This window comes from Marisediminitalea lipolytica, from assembly GCF_001758465.1.
Classification (GTDB): Bacteria; Pseudomonadota; Gammaproteobacteria; order Enterobacterales; family Alteromonadaceae; genus Alteromonas; species Alteromonas lipolytica.
Map to the genome: position 1 here is coordinate 211428 of NZ_MJIC01000004.1, position 16478 is coordinate 227905.

The following is a 16478-nucleotide window of genomic DNA, read 5'->3' on the forward strand; positions in this document are numbered from 1 at the left end:
CAGCGCAACAACGCTCAATGAAAAAGAAGCTAACAAAGTAACTAGGGGTCGAAGACCATGCGCACAGATTACTGTGGGAAAATTAACGCATCTTATATTGGACAAGAAGTCACACTGTGTGGCTGGGTAAACAAACGTCGCGACTTAGGCGGCCTGATTTTTATTGATCTGCGCGACCGTGAAGGTCTGGTGCAGGTAGTATTTGACCCTGATTTACCCGAAGTACAGGCGCTGGCAAATACCCTGCGTGCTGAATTTTGCATCAAATTAACCGGCACGGTGCGTGCTCGTCCGGAAGGCCAGGTGAATAAGCAAATGGCCACCGGTGAAGTTGAAATTTTAGGTACCGGGCTGGAAATTTTTAATAAGTCTGCGGTATTACCGCTGGACTGGAATCAGGAAAACTCCGAAGAACAGCGTCTGCGCTACCGTTATCTGGATCTGCGTCGCCCGGTAATGAGCAACAAGTTGCAGTTCCGTGCAAAGGTGACTGCAGCGGTTCGTCGTTATCTGGAAGGCGAGGGTTTTCTGGATATCGAAACCCCAATCCTGACCAAAGCGACACCGGAAGGTGCCCGCGATTATCTGGTACCCAGCCGTACACACAAAGGTGAGTTTTTCGCACTGCCGCAATCGCCACAGTTATTTAAACAGCTGCTGATGATGTCTGGCATGGACCGTTACTACCAGATCGTAAAATGCTTCCGTGACGAAGATTTACGTGCTGACCGCCAGCCAGAATTTACCCAAATCGATATCGAAACCACCTTTTTAGGTGCCGATGGCGTAATGGCCATCACCGAAGGTCTTATCCGCGATTTATTCAAGCAAATGCTGGATGTTGACCTGGGTGACTTCCCGCGTATGACTTACGCCGAAGCCATGCAGCGTTACGGCAGCGATAAGCCCGACCTGCGTAATCCGCTGGAACTGACCGACGTTGCTGATTTGCTGGCTGGTGTAGATTTTAAAGTATTCAGTGGCCCGGCCAACGATCCGAAAGGGCGTGTTGCTGTAATCCGCGTACCAGGCGGTGCGTCACTTTCACGTAAACAAATCGACGAGTACACCAAGTTTGTAGGCATCTACGGTGCCAAAGGTCTGGCGTGGGTAAAAGTAAACGAAAAGGCCAACGGCCTTGACGGTTTGCAATCGCCGATCCTTAAGTTCCTGACGGCTGAAATCGTTGACGAAATTCTTAGTCGCACTGGTGCCGAAGACGGTGATATCCTGCTGTTTGGTGCCGATAACGCCACCGTTGTTACCGAAGCCATGGGCGCACTGCGTCTTAAACTGGGTGAAGACTTTGAACTGCTGGAAGGTGAATGGCGTCCGCTGTGGGTGGTTGACTTCCCAATGTTTGAAGAAGCCGATGGTCAGCTACATGCACTGCATCATCCCTTCACTGCGCCGCGTAATTTAACCCCTGAGCAGCTGGCTGAAACACCGGCGACCGCGTTGTCTGATGCCTATGATATGGTGTTGAACGGGGTAGAATTAGGTGGTGGTTCGGTACGTATTCACGACCAGACCATGCAATCAACCGTTTTCAGTATCCTGGGTATCGACAAAGAAGAAGCCGAGCTTAAGTTTGGCTTCCTGCTGGAGGCCCTGCGTTATGGTGCACCACCGCATGCGGGCTTAGCCTTTGGTCTTGACCGTCTGGTGATGCTGATGACCGGTGCAACGTCTATCCGTGACGTGATGGCCTTCCCGAAAACCACTACAGCAGCTTGTCCGCTGACGGATGCGCCAAGCCCGGCGAATCCACAACAACTGGCTGAGCTGGCCATTGCAACAGTGAAAAAAGACGCTGAGTAATGGCTTATAAGCGTCCTGAATCAGTCCTGGTTGTGCTTTACAATGAGCACAATCAGGTGCTGATTATGCAGCGAAACGATGATGCCCAGTTCTGGCAATCTGTCACGGGCACCATTGAAGCAGGCGAGTTGCCCATTGCTACGGCATACCGTGAAGTTGCCGAAGAAACCGGCGTGATTATGGCGCCGGAATCTGGCGCTATTATTGACTGCCAGCACATTAATCAGTACGAGATCCGCCCGGAATGGCGCTATCGCTATCCACCGGACTCCTTTGTGAATACCGAGTACGTGTTTGTCAGTCAAATCAGCAGTCAGTCGCCCATCATTTTAACCGAGCATTCTGCCTATCAATGGGTCGAAAAATCCGTTGCTGCAGAGCGTGTCTGGTCACCTTCTAATCAAGCTGCCATTCTGGCATTTGTACCTGAGACAAAATAATGGTAATACTGGGTATAGATCCAGGTTCCCGGGTAACCGGCTATGGTATTATCCGCCGTCATCAGGGTAAATTAAGTTACATAGCCAGTGGCTGTATTCGTTTAACCGACAAGCCGCTGGCACCGCGCCTGGACAAAATTTTTGTGGGTGTCGGCGAATTAATTGCGCAGTTTAAACCGGAATGTCTGGCTATTGAGCAAGTGTTTTTAGCCCGCAATCCGGATTCGGCCCTAAAGCTTGGTCATGCCCGTGGCGCAGCGATGATTGCCGCCACCCAGGCCAGTTTGAGCGTATCGGAATATTCGGCCAGGCAAATTAAACAGGCCGTGGTGGGCACTGGTGGTGCTGATAAAACCCAGGTGCAGCATATGGTGAAGCACCTGCTGGGGTTGTCCGGCACGCCGCAGGCCGATGCCGCTGATGCGCTAGCCGTGGCTTTGTGTCACGCCCACAGTGAACAAAACCTGATTAAATTGGCCGGGCAAGCGCGCAAAACCGTAAGAGGTCGTTTGCGATAGGCCAGTGCACTATAAGCACATAACGGAGTAAAACAATAAAATGATCGGACGTATTCACGGCCAGTTACTGGAAAAGGCACCGCCGGATGTGTTGGTGGATGTCGGTGGAGTAGGTTATGAACTCCAACTGCCCATGACCAGTTTTTATCAGTTACCCGCAGTAGGTGAAACCTGCACTCTGTACACCCACTTTGTAGTGCGTGAGGATGCCCAGCTACTGTTTGGTTTTGCCGATAAGTTGGAGCGGGGGTTATTCCGCGAGCTTATCAAAGCCAATGGTGTTGGCCCAAAACTGGGTCTGGCGATTTTATCCGGCATGTCAGCCAAACAATTTTTGCAGGTTGTGCAACACGAAGATGTCGCATCGCTGACCAATTTGCCGGGCATTGGCAAAAAGACCGCAGAACGTTTAGTGGTCGAACTGCGTGATCGTCTGGCCAAATTTACCAGGAACCTGGAATCCACGGGCAGTGAGTTGCTGGCTGGTGCGGGGCCGGATAACGGCGGTGAAAATGCCATAGTCGCCTTAAGTGACGTAAAGGAAGAGGCCATGAGTGCACTGGTGGCATTAGGCTATAAGCCGCCACAGGCCAGTAAGATGGTTAATGCAGTGTATCAAGACGGTATGGACAGCGAAGCGCTGATCCGTCAGGCCCTGAAAGCAGCGTTATAATAACGCTACAGAGGCTAAGCAGATTATGCTTAGCAGTGACAGAGAGACAAATAAATGATTGAAGCTGATCGCTTAATTTCCGCCACTGAAAGTGATGATGATGCCGTTATTGACCGCGCTATTCGTCCTAAATTGTTGCAGGACTATACCGGCCAACAGCATGTGTGCGATCAGATGGAAATATTCATCGAGGCCGCTCGTCGCCGCGAGGATGCCCTCGATCATTTATTAATATTCGGCCCCCCGGGACTGGGTAAAACCACACTGGCCAATATTGTGGCCAACGAAATGGGCGTGAATATTAAAACCACATCGGGGCCAGTATTGGAAAAAGCCGGTGATTTAGCTGCACTGCTAACCAACCTGGAACGCAATGATGTGTTGTTTATTGATGAAATCCATCGGTTAAGCCCGGTTGTCGAGGAAATCCTGTATCCGGCGATGGAAGACTATCAGCTGGATATCATGATAGGCGAGGGGCCGGCAGCACGCTCTATAAAGCTGGATTTACCGCCCTTCACTCTGGTGGGCGCAACCACCCGCGCCGGTTCGTTAACGTCACCTCTGCGCGACCGCTTTGGTATTGTGCAACGCCTGGAATATTACTCAGTGAAAGATCTCACCGATATCGTGGCGCGCAGTGCACACTACCTGAATCTCGAAATGGACGGCAGCGGCGCATTTGAAGTGGCTAAACGTTCCCGAGGCACTCCGCGTATAGCTAACCGTTTACTTCGCCGGGTTCGCGACTATGCTGAAATAAAGTCAGATGGCACCGTAAACGGGGATGTGGCGGCTGCCGCCCTGGATATGCTGGATGTAGATAAAGAAGGCTTTGACTACATGGACCGTAAACTGCTTAACGCCATTATCGAAAAGTTTGATGGCGGTCCGGTAGGCCTGGATAACCTTGCTGCGGCTATCGGCGAAGAAAAAGAAACCATCGAAGACGTTATTGAGCCTTTCCTTATCCAACAAGGCTTTTTGCAACGCACCCCGCGTGGACGTATTGCCACCCAACGCGCCTACCTGCACCTGGGTTTTCAGATTGATGGTTAGCGCTAAGCAACCGGCTTTGCGCTAACAAACCGAGATACCTTTAGCAGAACTGATTCTAATCAATATTTGAGCTTTCAGAGTAGTTATTATTATAAGGCAATGTCCCTTCAATAAAGGATAACTCATGATTGCAAATGTAGGTGGTATCGATAAAGTCGCCAGAGTAGTGCTGGGACTACTGATTATTTCTGCCGGTGTTTACTACCAGTCCTGGTGGGGCGTTATTGGCGTTGTTTTGCTGCTGACCGGTATTATTAACTTTTGCCCGCTTTACCTGCCTTTTGGGATTTCTTCCCACAAAAAAGAATAACGCAAGCCAATCCCGGCTGACGTATTGCTGCCAGCCCTTGCTGGTACTGGCCTTTGGCACTGGATTGTGTTGTGACTTGCTGAAAAACAGGCAAAAAAAAACCCGCTTCAATGAAGCGGGCTGAGAACAACAAGTGTTGAAGGAAAAAATCCAGGGAACTCATGTCTAACAGGCAATAAATCGAGAACTCATTCATCTGTCGACTTGATGGTGTGCATTATAGACAAATTCAGACCGTCGACAATTGAGAATAATTTTGATTTTGAATTAGAAAAACTAATCTGTAAATGAGTTGTTAATCTGCTATTTTTGCTGTCATAGGCCTGTAATATTAAGCTTTTATGTCAGTTGGCCAATCCCGGGCTTAGTTTGTCTAGCGATACATTTATTTGGTCTTGAATTAGTCCTGCTCTGGACACTCCTCAGCCTTTTACCTACCATATCGCGATAATTAAGAAGGAGAGCTGTGCCGGTGCATAAACTCAATATACGGGTCTATTACGAAGATACCGACGCGGGTGGCATTGTTTATTACGCCAATTATCTGAAATTTGCCGAGCGGGCCCGAACCGAATGGTTAAGAGAACTGGGCTTTGAGCAGGATGTTTTTTTGGAACAAAACATCGCCTTCGTCGTCAAACACGTTGAAATGCACAATAATGCGCCTGCTCGCTTCAATCAAATGTTGAGTATTCACTCCCACATTGTAGAATTGAAGGGCGCTAGCATGACATTTAAACAAGATATTATAAATGCACAGGATGAGAATTTACTGGTTACTGTGCAAGCAAAAATCGCCTGTGTCGATTTGGCCAACATGCGGCCACGTCGGATACCTGAGGCAATGTTAGGGGAATTTTCGCGTGTCATCTGATTTAACTTTTATTGGCCTGTTTCTACAAGCAAGCTTTGTTGTTCAACTGGTGATGATGTTACTCATCAGCGTTTCCATTGCCTCCTGGGCGTTTATTTTTCAGCGCCAGAAAGCCTTAAGTGGTGCGCGCAATGAAATGAAAAATTTCGAGGACGATTTTTGGTCTGGCGCCGATCTTAACCGCCTTTATCAAAATCTTTCCGCCGAAGAACAGGTTAGCGGTATGGGGCATATCTTTTGCGCCGGCTTTAAAGAATTTGTGCGCCTGCGTAAAAGTAATACCAACCCTAATATTGTTGTTGATGGCACTTACCGTGCAATGCGCGTGGCGTTGTCCCGGGAAGTGGATAGTCTGGAAAGTCGGTTATCCTTTTTAGCAACGGCAGGGTCGATTAGTCCCTACATTGGTTTGTTTGGTACTGTTTGGGGTATCATGAACGCGTTTATTGCCCTGGGTGAAGTGCAGCAAGCCACCTTATCCATGGTCGCGCCGGGTATTGCTGAAGCACTTATCGCCACCGCTATTGGTTTGTTTGCCGCCATTCCTGCGGTAATTGCCTACAACCGCTTTAGTCACCAGGTGGAAAAGCTGGAAAACAGCTACGTAAACTTTATGGAAGAGTTTTCAGCTATCCTGCAGCGTCAGGCCCATGCGTCGCAGCAAAGCGCATAACATCCTCGTTTAACAGGAGATAACGCTATGTATGTGCGTAAACGCCGTCGCCCGGTATCAGAAATCAACGTTGTGCCTTACATCGATGTGATGCTGGTGCTGTTGATCATTTTTATGGTAACCGCGCCGCTTATTTCGCAAGGGGTAAAAGTTGACTTGCCAAAGGCGAGCGCCCAGCCCATTGAACAGGAAGACAAGCCGCCGATTATTGCGTCGGTCGATATCAAAGGGAATTACTACCTTAACTTAGGCGATAACCAGGAACAGGCCGTTGACGAAGAAGAAATGACCGCACTGGTGCAGGCACAGTTAAAGCAAAGCCCTGATACGCCGGTGGTGGTTAAGGGGGATGGTCAGGTTGCCTACAATGAAGTTATTCAGCTAATGGTGTTACTGCAGAAAGCCGGTGTACCTTCGGTGGGTCTGATGACCGACCCGGTTGAAAAGTAACCACAGGCACCGAACGTGACACAAGCGGATAAATCAGCATTAATAAAATCACTGGGGTTACACCTTCTCCTTGTGATAGTGTTGCTAATCAGCGTCAGTTTTTCATCGGCGCCAGTGATGCCGCTGGCTAACAGCACGCCCGCGCCGGTGATTAAAGCCACCTTTATAGATGCGCAGGCAATTTACGATCAGCAGCAAGCGAAAGCCAGGGCAAAGGCACAGGCCGAAGCTCAGGCGAGGGCAGAAGAACAACGTAAGAAAAAAGCAGCTGAAGACCGCAAACGGCGTGAAGCAGCTGCACGTAAGGCCAGGGAAGAAAAAGCCAAAGCGGCCGCAGAGGCAAAACGCCAGTCTGAACTGCGCCGTTTAGCTGAACAAAAAGCCCGTGAAAGAAAAGAGCGGGAAGCGGCCGAAAAAGCCGAAGCAGCGCAAAAAGCCAAAGAAGCGAAAGAGCGCGCCGAAATGGAAAGAATTATGCAAGAGCAGTTGGCAAAAGAGCAGGCTGCCATGCAACAACAGCGACGTCAGCAAGTGTTGTCAGAAGTAGAACGCTATCAGATAATGATTCAACAAACGATCATGCGTTACCTGAATGCTGACTTTAAAGGTAAAAGTTGTCGACTGAAATTAAAACTGGCTACTACCGGTTTTGTTTCTCAAGTGAATATCGTAGACGGTGACCCCGCGTTGTGCCGGGCAGCAGAGAGTGCTGTAAGACGGGCAGAGACATTGCCAATGTCGGACGACCCAGCGGTTTACGAAGAACTCAAAGACATTGATTTAAAGGTGGAGTTGTAAAGCCTATGAGAAAACTAGGTCTGTGGATTACCCTGATCTATTTTAGCGTGGTTGGCCAGTTACAGGCGGCGCTTGAAATTGTGATTACCGAAGGGGTGGACAGTGCCCGCCCGATCGCCGTGGTGCCCTTTAAGTGGGAAGGCGACGGCGTATTGCCTGGCGACTTAACCGATGTAGTGATGAACGATTTACGTCGCAGCGGCAAATTTAACCCGGTGGCGCGTTCGGCTATGCCAGAATATCCCTCTACCGACAGCGAAGTAAATTACGGAGCCTGGGCGGCAATGGGTATCGATACTATTGTGGTGGGCAGCGTAAAGCCCCAGGCGGTAGATCGTTATCTGGTTAAGTTTGAAATTATTGACGTACTGCGTGGTCAGATCACCGGCGGACAGTCTAAAATCCTGAACAAGGAAGGCGGTCTGGTAAACAGTCGCGATCACATTATTGACGAACGTCAGGTGGTGATTGGTGGTGATGATTTTCGTCAGTATTCGCACCGCATCAGCGATGTGGTTTACGAAAAACTCACCGGTACCCGTGGCGCGTTTTTAACACGCATTGCTTATGTCATTGTGCGTGACCGCAAAAAAGAAAAACTGCCATTCCAGCTGGTAATTGCAGACTACGATGGCTTTAACGAAACCCGGTTACTTTCGTCGCCTGAGCCACTGATGTCGCCATCGTGGTCACCCGACGGTGAAAAGCTGGCGTACGTGAGTTTTGAAAACAAGCGTCCACAGATATTTGTGCAAAACATTTACACTATGGAACGTGAGCGAATTACTAATTTCCCGGGGATTAACGGTAATCCGGTATTTTCGCCCGATGGTAAGCAAATGGCCATGGTGTTGTCGAAAGACGGTAATCCGGAAATCTACGTGATGGACCTGGCCAGCAAAAATTTACGCCGAATTACGCGCAATCGGGCCATCGATACAGAGCCGTCCTGGTCTCCAGACGGTAAGAGTCTGATATTTAGCTCTGAACGGGGTGGTAAACCACAGATTTATCGCGTAAATTTAGATACTGGCACGGTGCGACGTCTTACCTTTGAGGGTGAACAGAATCTGGGAGCCACTTTTACACCTGACGGCCAGGAGGTTGTTTTGGTGAACCGGACCCGCGGCGACTACCACATTGCCAGACAAGATGTGGATAGCGGTGCAATTCAGGTACTGACGAGAACATATTTAGATGAATCTCCCAGTATCGCTCCGAATGGAAGCATGATAATTTATAGTACACTATACGGCGATACGCAGGTATTGTCGTTAGTGTCACTGGACGGGCGCTTTAAAGCGAGATTACCGGTGGCTGACGGGCAGGTCAAATCGCCAAGCTGGTCACCTTATTTATTTTAACAGATTTGATAAAATCACAATTATATAAGTATAAGGATTAAGAGGATGCAAATGAATAAAGTAATGAAGAGCTTCATCATCGCCCTGCCAGTGGTGACTATGATGGCATGTTCATCAGGTCCTAGCGAAGAGGAACTGGCTGCAGAACGTAACCGCATCGCGCAACAACAAGCAGCTGAAGAGCAGGCCGCTCAGGAAGCAGAAGAACAGCGCGTACAGGCCGAAGCAGTTAAACGCCAGCAAATGGCTGAAGAAATGGTTAAACAAGAGCTGACTGCTCTGCAAAACGAACAAACCGTTTACTTTGATTTTGACCGTTCAAACATCAAATCAGAGTTCTTCCCGGTACTGGACAAGCACGCTGAGTTCCTGATCAAGAATCCAGGCACTAAAGTAGTGGTAGAAGGCCACACTGACAGCCGTGGTACACCTGAGTACAACATCGCACTGGGCGAGCGTCGTGCTAAATCAGTACAAACTTATCTGTTGAATGCAGGTGTTAGCTCAAGCCAGATTTCTGTGGTTTCTTACGGCGAAGAAAAGCCTGAAGTAATGGGTTCTTCTGAGTATGCATTCGCTCAGAACCGTCGTGGTATCATTGTTTACCAATAAGATGAACAATCCCAATAAATCCTATTTAAAAGCCATTGCTCCTGTTGCAATGGCTTTGTTGTGTCTGCCGTTTGGTGCCCTGGCACAGTCGACTGGTGCGCCGGTTTATAATGTTGGTGACAGCGATATCGAAACACGCTTAACCGTGTTAGAGCGCAAGGTTAACAACCGCGCAGAAATGCAACATCGCTTGCAACAGCAAATCGATACCATGCAAAACGAGCTGGACGAGTTACGTGGCGCGGTTGAGGTACATACCAATCAACTGCAAAAAGTGCTCGACAGACAGCGTGAGTTGTATCTTGAAATCGATAAGCGTGTTGAGTCCTTAAAGCAGTCAGGATTTAGTGGTGCAGCCAGCAATGGCCCGGCAACAACTACTGTAGATAACACGCCAGCGGCAACGCCGGTTACGCCTGCGGTAACACAACCATCAGGTTTGTCGGAGTCGGATGCTTACGAAAAAGCCGTTAATTTAATTCTGAAATCCCGTGAATACGATAAAGCTATTCCTGAATTCCAGGCTTTCATTGAACGCTTCCCTGACAGCAGCTATGCGCCTAACGCGCATTATTGGCTTGGCCAGCTATTGTTTAATAAACAACAGTGGCAGGACGCCGCGGCTCAGTTTGAAGTAGTAGTAAACAAGTTTGTTGATTCGGCCAAACGCCCTGATGCATTGCTTAAGCTTGGCGTAATCGCCGAGAAGGTGGGCAATCAGGCACGGGCTAAAGCTTTATTTGAAGAAGTGATTAATAATTATCCTAATTCATCTGCGCGAAAGCTCGCTGAAGCCAGACTATAATTTTGACCAAAGCGTTAAAGTGAAAAAGGGAGCCTATGGCTCCTTTTTTATTGGCATAAGTAAAGTGCGGGTTGAATACTGCACGAATTGATTTGTTTTTAAGCGGTTAAACGGTTTTTGACACAAAACTGCAAATAAATGGGTTTTTAAGGTTGCACCGCCGCCGGAAATGAGTAATATATGCGCCCGTTGCCAAGACAAGGTGACGCGATAAATCGAAGGGTCGTTAGCTCAGTTGGTAGAGCAGTTGACTTTTAATCAATTGGTCGCTGGTTCGAATCCAGCACGACCCACCACTCCTCGATTTATCACCAATTTGAAATGGGTCGTTAGCTCAGTTGGTAGAGCAGTTGACTTTTAATCAATTGGTCGCTGGTTCGAATCCAGCACGACCCACCATTTCAAAGCGCTTTAAGCGAATCCAAAGTTACACCAAGTTTAGATGGGTCGTTAGCTCAGTTGGTAGAGCAGTTGACTTTTAATCAATTGGTCGCTGGTTCGAATCCAGCACGACCCACCATCTTCCTAAAACTCTAAAGCCTACCACTGTTAGAATAAGCTACACATGCTCGCGCCGGATGCGAACCAGCGAAGCTGTTCGACACTAAACTCTGTTTAGTGAACGTGCTTTAGCACGGCCCGAAGGGTGAGCCTTGTAAAGGCGAATCATCCAGCACGACACACCATCTTCCTAAAATTCTGAAAGCCTATCACTGTCAGAATAAGCTACACATGCACGCGCCGGATGCGAACCAGCGAAGCACTCCTAAGTGCTTGAAACAAACCAGCATCAGCCCCACATTATCTACAACGCATATTTTCGGCATTATTCATCCTGATTATTTTATAAACAGTCTCTTCAGTGTATGAAATTTTTATGACACTCGTGTATAATCGCCGCCCGTTCAGCCACAACCAGGTTAGGTATCTACAACCATGACAATAGCTTATCGTATTGACCAGATTGATTATCCTTTTCCGGCAAAACCAGCCGTTTTATCTGACGTTCGTAAGGCTGAACTTAAAGATAAAATCAAAGTGTTGTTAAAAGAAAAGAACGCTACCATGGTTGCGCATTATTACACTGACCCTGAAATTCAGGCGTTGGCAGAAGAAACCGGTGGCTGTGTAGCGGATTCGCTGGAAATGGCACGCTTTGGTCGTGATGCTGCTGAGCAGACGCTGCTGGTTGCAGGCGTAAAATTCATGGGCGAAACGGCCAAAATCCTCAGCCCGGAAAAACGCGTGTTTATGCCAACTATGGAAGCAACCTGTTCATTAGACTTAGGTTGTCCTATCGAAGAGTTCTCGGCGTTTTGTGATGCACATCCTGATCACACTGTTGTGGTTTATGCTAATACGTCTGCTGCCGTTAAAGCACGCGCTGACTGGGTGGTTACCTCCAGTATTGCGCTGGAAATCGTCGAGCATCTCGATAGCCTGGGTAAACCCATTATTTGGGGTCCGGATCGCCACCTGGGTTCTTATATTGCTAAGAAAACCGGCGCAGAAATGCTGATGTGGCAGGGCGAGTGTATCGTACACGATGAATTCTCGTCTCAGGCGCTTCAGGACATGAAAGCGCTGTATCCTGAAGCCGCAGTACTGGTTCACCCAGAGTCGCCTGCCAGTGTGGTTGAGATGGCTGATGCGGTAGGTTCTACCAGTCAGCTGATTCAGGCAGCACAGGATATGCCTAATCAAACTTTTATTGTAGCAACCGATAAAGGCATCTTTTACAAAATGCAGCAACTCATGCCAGAAAAGCAGTTTGTAGAAGCGCCCACAGCCGGTAATGGCGCAACCTGTAAAAGCTGCGCACACTGCCCCTGGATGGCTATGAATGGTCTGGAAGCGATTTATCAGTCACTGACTACTGTTGATACCAGTGCCCACGAAATCTTTGTTGACGACGCGTTAAGAGAGCAAGCACTGATCCCATTAAACCGCATGCTAGACTTTTCGGCACAGTTAAAAGCGAAAAAGAGCGCTTAGTGCTTAATTAATCAGCATTCGGCCTATTTATTTAAGGCTAGTTCTTGATTCGTAGCGCGGCTTTACCTACTATACGCGCACTTAATTACTGCATTGCGGTAATACACAATTTGGAGAGATGGCTGAGTGGGTGAGCATTCGGTCGTCGAAGACGAAAAAGGGTGACTTAACGTCACGCTTTTAGAAGCGCAACGGCGAGACAGGAAGTCGAGACTGGGTGACGATCATCACGGATGTGTTAATGATAAAGCGCTTCGAAGAAACAATTTGGAGAGATGGCTGAGTGGCTGAAGGCGCACGCCTGGAAAGTGTGTATACGTTAATAGCGTATCGAGGGTTCGAATCCCTCTCTCTCCGCCAGATATAAAGAAACCGGCTTTTGCCGGTTTTTTTTATCCAGAACAAAATGGTTGTCGCTGCACTTGACGTTTTGCAATTGTCGCCAGTCAATTTGGTTCAAAATTGAGCTTCCGATAGAGTTCTTTAGTGTAAGCAGCGAACTCAATGTACCACTCTTAATCTTCCACTATTTTAGGTTAAACCGCTGCTGCCGTGGAGTTTAAGAGCCATCAACAGACATTACTGCTCTCAGGAACAACCTAGCAATGGTGAAGCTCGTTCATAATTTAACCTCGCATAAAGAATGATCTAACGCTGTTTAAAATACTATCGAAGTCGGTGATTACACTATTAGCCTAGGCTTAGTGTTTACTTAGGGAAAGAGGTTGGAAACCTGTACCTAAATTCACGGTTAGGATTCGTAAAGTTTTGGAAACGGCAGATAGTTAAAAACATTTACGACAGGGTACTGACAGAAACCAATCCCTTTAAAAAGAGGGGCTCTTACGAAGCGATCAGTATTATCTTGTTTCCTCTCTACAACGAAGTCTATTTGCATTGATTCAAAGGCTATCCCAGCGTTGCCTTCCGGAAGGAATTGTGTGAATACCTAAAGTCTTCTGAGGCTATACATATGAATGCGTTACTACATAGCGAACCGGTTAGACATCGTGTACGCTGATACTGCTTTTCGTGTAACTTTATCAGGGATGAAATATGCAACTGAATGATGCAATACCAGAACGCAGAAACTTAATCGTCTTCTGTCTTACCACAGTTATTTTTATTGTTGGAGGTGGTGATATTGAAAGCGACTTGAAACTTCCTCTTTTCGGGATAGTTTTAGATAATCCTGAAAACTTGATTGCTATTTATTGGTTCGTATTCATCTATCTGATTATTCGATATTTATTGGTTTTTAGGGGCGTTAGTTATAGTGACGAAAGCCGGTACATATACAACAAAAAATCTTGGAGTTCTGCTCTAAAATCTCTCTACATGAAATGCATGCCAAAACAAGCCATTTTTTATTTCGTTAAATGGGGTGTAAATGGCAATACAAAGTACGGAAAGTTTAAAATTAAACTAAAAGAAGCCGGTGCTGAAAATTACACAAAAGCTAACCTCCATTTCAGCGTAGACTCTGTAAGAGAATCAGAGGAATCTAAGCTTTATCTTATATTAAATCTTCCGGAGTCAACTGGAAAGTCCCTTAAAAGTGAAGAGATAAAGCCAACCTCAACTTCTTTTATTCTTCAATCGTTTTTTCTGGTTTTAATATGCTCTTTCTTTAACAAATATGCTTCTGATTGGTATGGCCCTTTAATTTTCACAGTGCTTACATTGGGGTTTATTTGCACAATTTAAATAGCTCGAGTCGCATAGATCCCGTTACTCGCTTTTCATAAAAAACAAAGCACTCGAGTGAAGTTTGTGGCGAATCGTGGCCCGGCAATACCGCTATAAACGGTGAGCATCTTGCCGTTATAATGAACGATTGTTATTTGCGCAGTTTCCAACTCTGTACATTATCAAAATGACTGCGGGTACCTTGGTGAAGGCGAATGTACACTGTTGAGTCAGCACCCACAAAACTCCTTAACAATGCCAAAATTTCACAACTGTCCAGTCACATTGTATCGGGGCCTAGCCAGTGTTCAAATGTGATGATACCCAGCGATTCGATACTAGTGTCAATGACTGGTACTTTTTCAAGAGCGTTTACATCGTTGTTGCTTTGCGAGTCTGACGTTCTAAAAACCGGCTTTTGCCTGTTTTTTTATGCTCATTATTTACTAATTGTAACAATTTGGGCATACGTAAACAGTGCTTGCTCACAACGTAACTCTAAGCATCTTTACTATTATCTTTTTTCTAAATAATAAACAGTAGGTTACCGGTTCTCATGCGGTGAGATTCGCAATTTGATACGCAAACGCCGGCTGGACTACGTTCGACGAGCTGCGTCTCTCAACGTTAGTTTACATTTTCTGGCAACTTTACTTACTCCTAAGCAGCTTGTTTATTCGCTCAGCTATTGACCTGTGGGTCATTTTGATAAAGGTTAGTAATAATCAGCATAAAAATAATGACGACAGGAAGGAAACCCAAATGCAAAGACGAGATTTTATTCGATTGGGAGGCGTTGGTATGGCCTCCATGATACTTCCGGTATCAGGCATCGCCGTATCAGCCGAACAATTGTTGGATAAGCCAATGGATGTGGCTTACAAGAAAAAGCTGGCTGATATCGCTTTGAATGCAGCGAAAGCCAAAGGTGCAACCTATGCAGACGCCCGAATCGGCCGTTATCTTAACCAGTTCATCACCACTCGTGAAGCGAATGTCGATAATATCGTTAACAGAGAATCAGCCGGCATTGGCATTCGCGTTATTGCAAATGGCACCTGGGGATTTGCTTCTACTTCCAATATGACACCCGATAGTGTTGCTAAAACGGCTGAACAAGCGGTTGCGGTGGCAATGGCGAATTCGAAATTTCAAACCAGCCCTGTCGTACTGGCACCGGTAAAAGGCGTCGGTGAAGTAAGCTGGCAAACGCCAATCAAAAAAAACGCCATGGAAGTGCCGATTCAGGAAAAGGTCGATATGCTGCTAACTGCTAATGATGCGGCAATGAGCAACGGGGCAAACTACATCACCTCCATACTGTTTTTGGTTAATGAACAAAAATATTTCGCGTCTACAGATGGCTCTTACATTGATCAGGATGTGCATCGTCTGTGGGCGCCGTTTTTTGCCACCGGGGTGGGCAAAAATGGTTTTAAACAGCGCAATGGTCTGGGTAACCCAGTAGGCATGGGCTTTGAATATCTGGATGGCAAAGAAGAAGATAAAATCAAAATCAGTGGCGCTAATGTAGGCTATAAAAACTCTTATGATTTAGTTGAAGATGCCGCCGCTGCGGGTAAACAATTACAAGCCAAACTTAAAGCGCGCTCGGTTGAGCCTGGCAAGTACGACCTGGTGCTGGACCCTGCGCATTTAATGCTTACCATTCACGAATCAGTGGGCCACCCGCTAGAGCTTGATCGGGTGTTGGGTTATGAAGCGAACTATGCCGGTACCAGTTTTGCGACACTCGATAAGTGGCGCAGTGGCAAATTCCAGTATGGTTCGGATGTCGTTAATCTGTTCGCCGATAAGACCCAGGAATATTCACTGGGTAATGTGGCTTACGATGATGAAGGCGTGAAAACCAAGCAATGGGATTTGGTGAAAGACGGCATATTAGTGAACTACCAGGCGATTCGCGATCAAGTGCATATGATTGACCAAAAAGAGTCTCATGGCTGTTGCTACTCACAAAGTTGGGCCGATGTTCAGTTTCAGCGTATGCCCAATGTCTCGCTTAAACCCAATGAAAAGGATATTTCTGCGGAAGATATTATTAAAGAAGTGGATGACGGGATTTATATCGCTGGCAGGGGCTCATTTTCCATCGACCAACAACGCTATAACTTCCAGTTTGGTGGTCAGCTGTTTTACGAAATTAAAGATGGCAAGATTGTCGACCAAATCGAAGACGTCGCTTATCAGTCTAACACCCAGGAGTTCTGGAATAACTGCGTAAAAACTGCGGGTAAATCAGATTATCGACTCGGTGGATCATTCTTTGATGGTAAAGGTCAGCCTGCACAGGTAAGCGCGGTTTCTCATGGTTGTGCTACCACAAGATTTAATAATGTTAACGTGATCAACACTGCGCGTAACGTGTGATAGCCA

At 47.1% G+C, this 16478-nt stretch carries 16 protein-coding genes, 4 tRNA genes and 1 other RNA gene; all 21 read left to right on the plus strand.

Going from position 1 to position 16478, the window contains the following annotated elements; translation table 11 throughout:
• The first annotated feature begins 57 nt into the window (after positions 1-57).
• Positions 58-1821: an aspartate--tRNA ligase gene (gene aspS, locus BFC17_RS02565; RefSeq protein WP_070174892.1), complete on the plus strand. Its 1764-nt coding sequence runs from the start codon at positions 58-60 to the stop codon at positions 1819-1821.
• On the plus strand, positions 1821-2261 hold the full coding sequence (nudB, locus tag BFC17_RS02570; protein ID WP_070174893.1) for a dihydroneopterin triphosphate diphosphatase: 441 nt from the start codon (positions 1821-1823) through the stop codon (positions 2259-2261). The genes aspS and nudB overlap by 1 nt, the downstream gene beginning before the upstream one ends.
• Positions 2258-2779 (plus strand): crossover junction endodeoxyribonuclease RuvC, encoded by a 522-nt coding sequence (gene ruvC, locus BFC17_RS02575; protein WP_070174894.1) that lies wholly within the window; start codon positions 2258-2260, stop codon positions 2777-2779. Before nudB ends, ruvC begins: the two co-directional genes overlap by 4 nt.
• A gap of 40 nt (positions 2780-2819) precedes the next feature.
• Complete coding sequence (ruvA, locus tag BFC17_RS02580) at positions 2820-3452, plus strand: Holliday junction branch migration protein RuvA (protein ID WP_070174895.1); 633 nt, start codon at positions 2820-2822, stop codon at positions 3450-3452.
• 54 nt (positions 3453-3506) lie between these two features.
• Entirely contained in the window at positions 3507-4511 is a 1005-nt protein-coding gene (ruvB, locus tag BFC17_RS02585; protein ID WP_070174896.1) for a Holliday junction branch migration DNA helicase RuvB, read from the plus strand.
• Positions 4512-4635: 124 nt separating this feature from the next.
• Positions 4636-4821, plus strand: coding sequence for a YgaP family membrane protein (locus tag BFC17_RS02590; RefSeq protein WP_070174897.1), 186 nt, complete (start codon positions 4636-4638; stop codon positions 4819-4821).
• A 472-nt stretch (positions 4822-5293) separates the two neighbouring features.
• Positions 5294-5695 (plus strand): tol-pal system-associated acyl-CoA thioesterase, encoded by a 402-nt coding sequence (ybgC, locus tag BFC17_RS02595; protein WP_070174955.1) that lies wholly within the window; start codon positions 5294-5296, stop codon positions 5693-5695.
• Positions 5685-6368 (plus strand): protein TolQ, encoded by a 684-nt coding sequence (gene tolQ, locus BFC17_RS02600; protein ID WP_070174898.1) that lies wholly within the window; start codon positions 5685-5687, stop codon positions 6366-6368. The genes ybgC and tolQ overlap by 11 nt, the downstream gene beginning before the upstream one ends.
• A gap of 27 nt (positions 6369-6395) precedes the next feature.
• Positions 6396-6818 carry a protein TolR gene (tolR, locus tag BFC17_RS02605; protein ID WP_070174899.1) on the plus strand — a complete coding sequence of 141 codons (423 nt, stop codon included), beginning with the start codon at positions 6396-6398 and terminating at the stop codon, positions 6816-6818.
• Between the two features lie 15 nt (positions 6819-6833).
• Positions 6834-7616, plus strand: a complete 783-nt coding sequence (tolA, locus tag BFC17_RS02610; RefSeq protein ID WP_070174900.1) for a cell envelope integrity protein TolA — start codon at positions 6834-6836, stop codon at positions 7614-7616.
• A gap of 5 nt (positions 7617-7621) precedes the next feature.
• Positions 7622-8980 carry a Tol-Pal system beta propeller repeat protein TolB gene (gene tolB, locus BFC17_RS02615; RefSeq protein WP_070174901.1) on the plus strand — a complete coding sequence of 453 codons (1359 nt, stop codon included), beginning with the start codon at positions 7622-7624 and terminating at the stop codon, positions 8978-8980.
• A 45-nt stretch (positions 8981-9025) separates the two neighbouring features.
• Positions 9026-9592, plus strand: coding sequence for a peptidoglycan-associated lipoprotein Pal (gene pal, locus BFC17_RS02620; RefSeq protein WP_070174902.1), 567 nt, complete (start codon positions 9026-9028; stop codon positions 9590-9592).
• Positions 9593-9641: 49 nt separating this feature from the next.
• Complete coding sequence (gene ybgF / locus BFC17_RS02625) at positions 9642-10397, plus strand: tol-pal system protein YbgF (protein WP_070174956.1); 756 nt, start codon at positions 9642-9644, stop codon at positions 10395-10397.
• Between the two features lie 220 nt (positions 10398-10617).
• Positions 10618-10693, plus strand: a tRNA-Lys gene (locus BFC17_RS02630).
• A gap of 27 nt (positions 10694-10720) precedes the next feature.
• Positions 10721-10796, plus strand: a tRNA-Lys gene (locus tag BFC17_RS02635).
• Between the two features lie 45 nt (positions 10797-10841).
• Positions 10842-10917 (plus strand) — tRNA-Lys (locus tag BFC17_RS02640).
• Between the two features lie 37 nt (positions 10918-10954).
• Positions 10955-11083: non-coding RNA, RtT sRNA (locus BFC17_RS02645), on the plus strand.
• Between the two features lie 250 nt (positions 11084-11333).
• The gene (gene nadA / locus BFC17_RS02650; RefSeq protein WP_070174903.1) at positions 11334-12392 is read left to right on the plus strand and encodes a quinolinate synthase NadA; all 1059 of its coding nucleotides are present in this window, start codon (positions 11334-11336) and stop codon (positions 12390-12392) included.
• Positions 12393-12661: 269 nt separating this feature from the next.
• Positions 12662-12752, plus strand: a tRNA-Ser gene (locus tag BFC17_RS02655).
• Positions 12753-13448: 696 nt separating this feature from the next.
• Entirely contained in the window at positions 13449-14099 is a 651-nt protein-coding gene (locus BFC17_RS02660; protein ID WP_070174904.1) for a hypothetical protein, read from the plus strand.
• 744 nt (positions 14100-14843) lie between these two features.
• The gene (locus BFC17_RS02665; RefSeq protein WP_070174905.1) at positions 14844-16472 is read left to right on the plus strand and encodes a TldD/PmbA family protein; all 1629 of its coding nucleotides are present in this window, start codon (positions 14844-14846) and stop codon (positions 16470-16472) included.
• Positions 16473-16478 lie beyond the last annotated feature (6 nt).

What these genes read in the sequence shown, in the direction of transcription:
- BFC17_RS02665 (WP_070174905.1), top strand. Translation starts at nt 14,844, where the DNA reads ATGCAAAGACGAGATTTTATTCGATTGGGAGGCGTTGGTATGGCCTCC.
- aspS (WP_070174892.1), top strand. Translation starts at nt 58, where the DNA reads ATGCGCACAGATTACTGTGGGAAAATTAACGCATCTTATATTGGACAA.
- nadA (WP_070174903.1), top strand. Translation starts at nt 11,334, where the DNA reads ATGACAATAGCTTATCGTATTGACCAGATTGATTATCCTTTTCCGGCA.
- BFC17_RS02590 (WP_070174897.1), top strand. Translation starts at nt 4,636, where the DNA reads ATGATTGCAAATGTAGGTGGTATCGATAAAGTCGCCAGAGTAGTGCTG.
- pal (WP_070174902.1), top strand. Translation starts at nt 9,026, where the DNA reads ATGCAAATGAATAAAGTAATGAAGAGCTTCATCATCGCCCTGCCAGTG.
- tolR (WP_070174899.1), top strand. Translation starts at nt 6,396, where the DNA reads ATGTATGTGCGTAAACGCCGTCGCCCGGTATCAGAAATCAACGTTGTG.
- nudB (WP_070174893.1), top strand. Translation starts at nt 1,821, where the DNA reads ATGGCTTATAAGCGTCCTGAATCAGTCCTGGTTGTGCTTTACAATGAG.
- ruvA (WP_070174895.1), top strand. Translation starts at nt 2,820, where the DNA reads ATGATCGGACGTATTCACGGCCAGTTACTGGAAAAGGCACCGCCGGAT.
- ybgF (WP_070174956.1), top strand. Translation starts at nt 9,642, where the DNA reads ATGGCTTTGTTGTGTCTGCCGTTTGGTGCCCTGGCACAGTCGACTGGT.
- tolB (WP_070174901.1), top strand. Translation starts at nt 7,622, where the DNA reads ATGAGAAAACTAGGTCTGTGGATTACCCTGATCTATTTTAGCGTGGTT.
- ruvB (WP_070174896.1), top strand. Translation starts at nt 3,507, where the DNA reads ATGATTGAAGCTGATCGCTTAATTTCCGCCACTGAAAGTGATGATGAT.
- BFC17_RS02660 (WP_070174904.1), top strand. Translation starts at nt 13,449, where the DNA reads ATGCAACTGAATGATGCAATACCAGAACGCAGAAACTTAATCGTCTTC.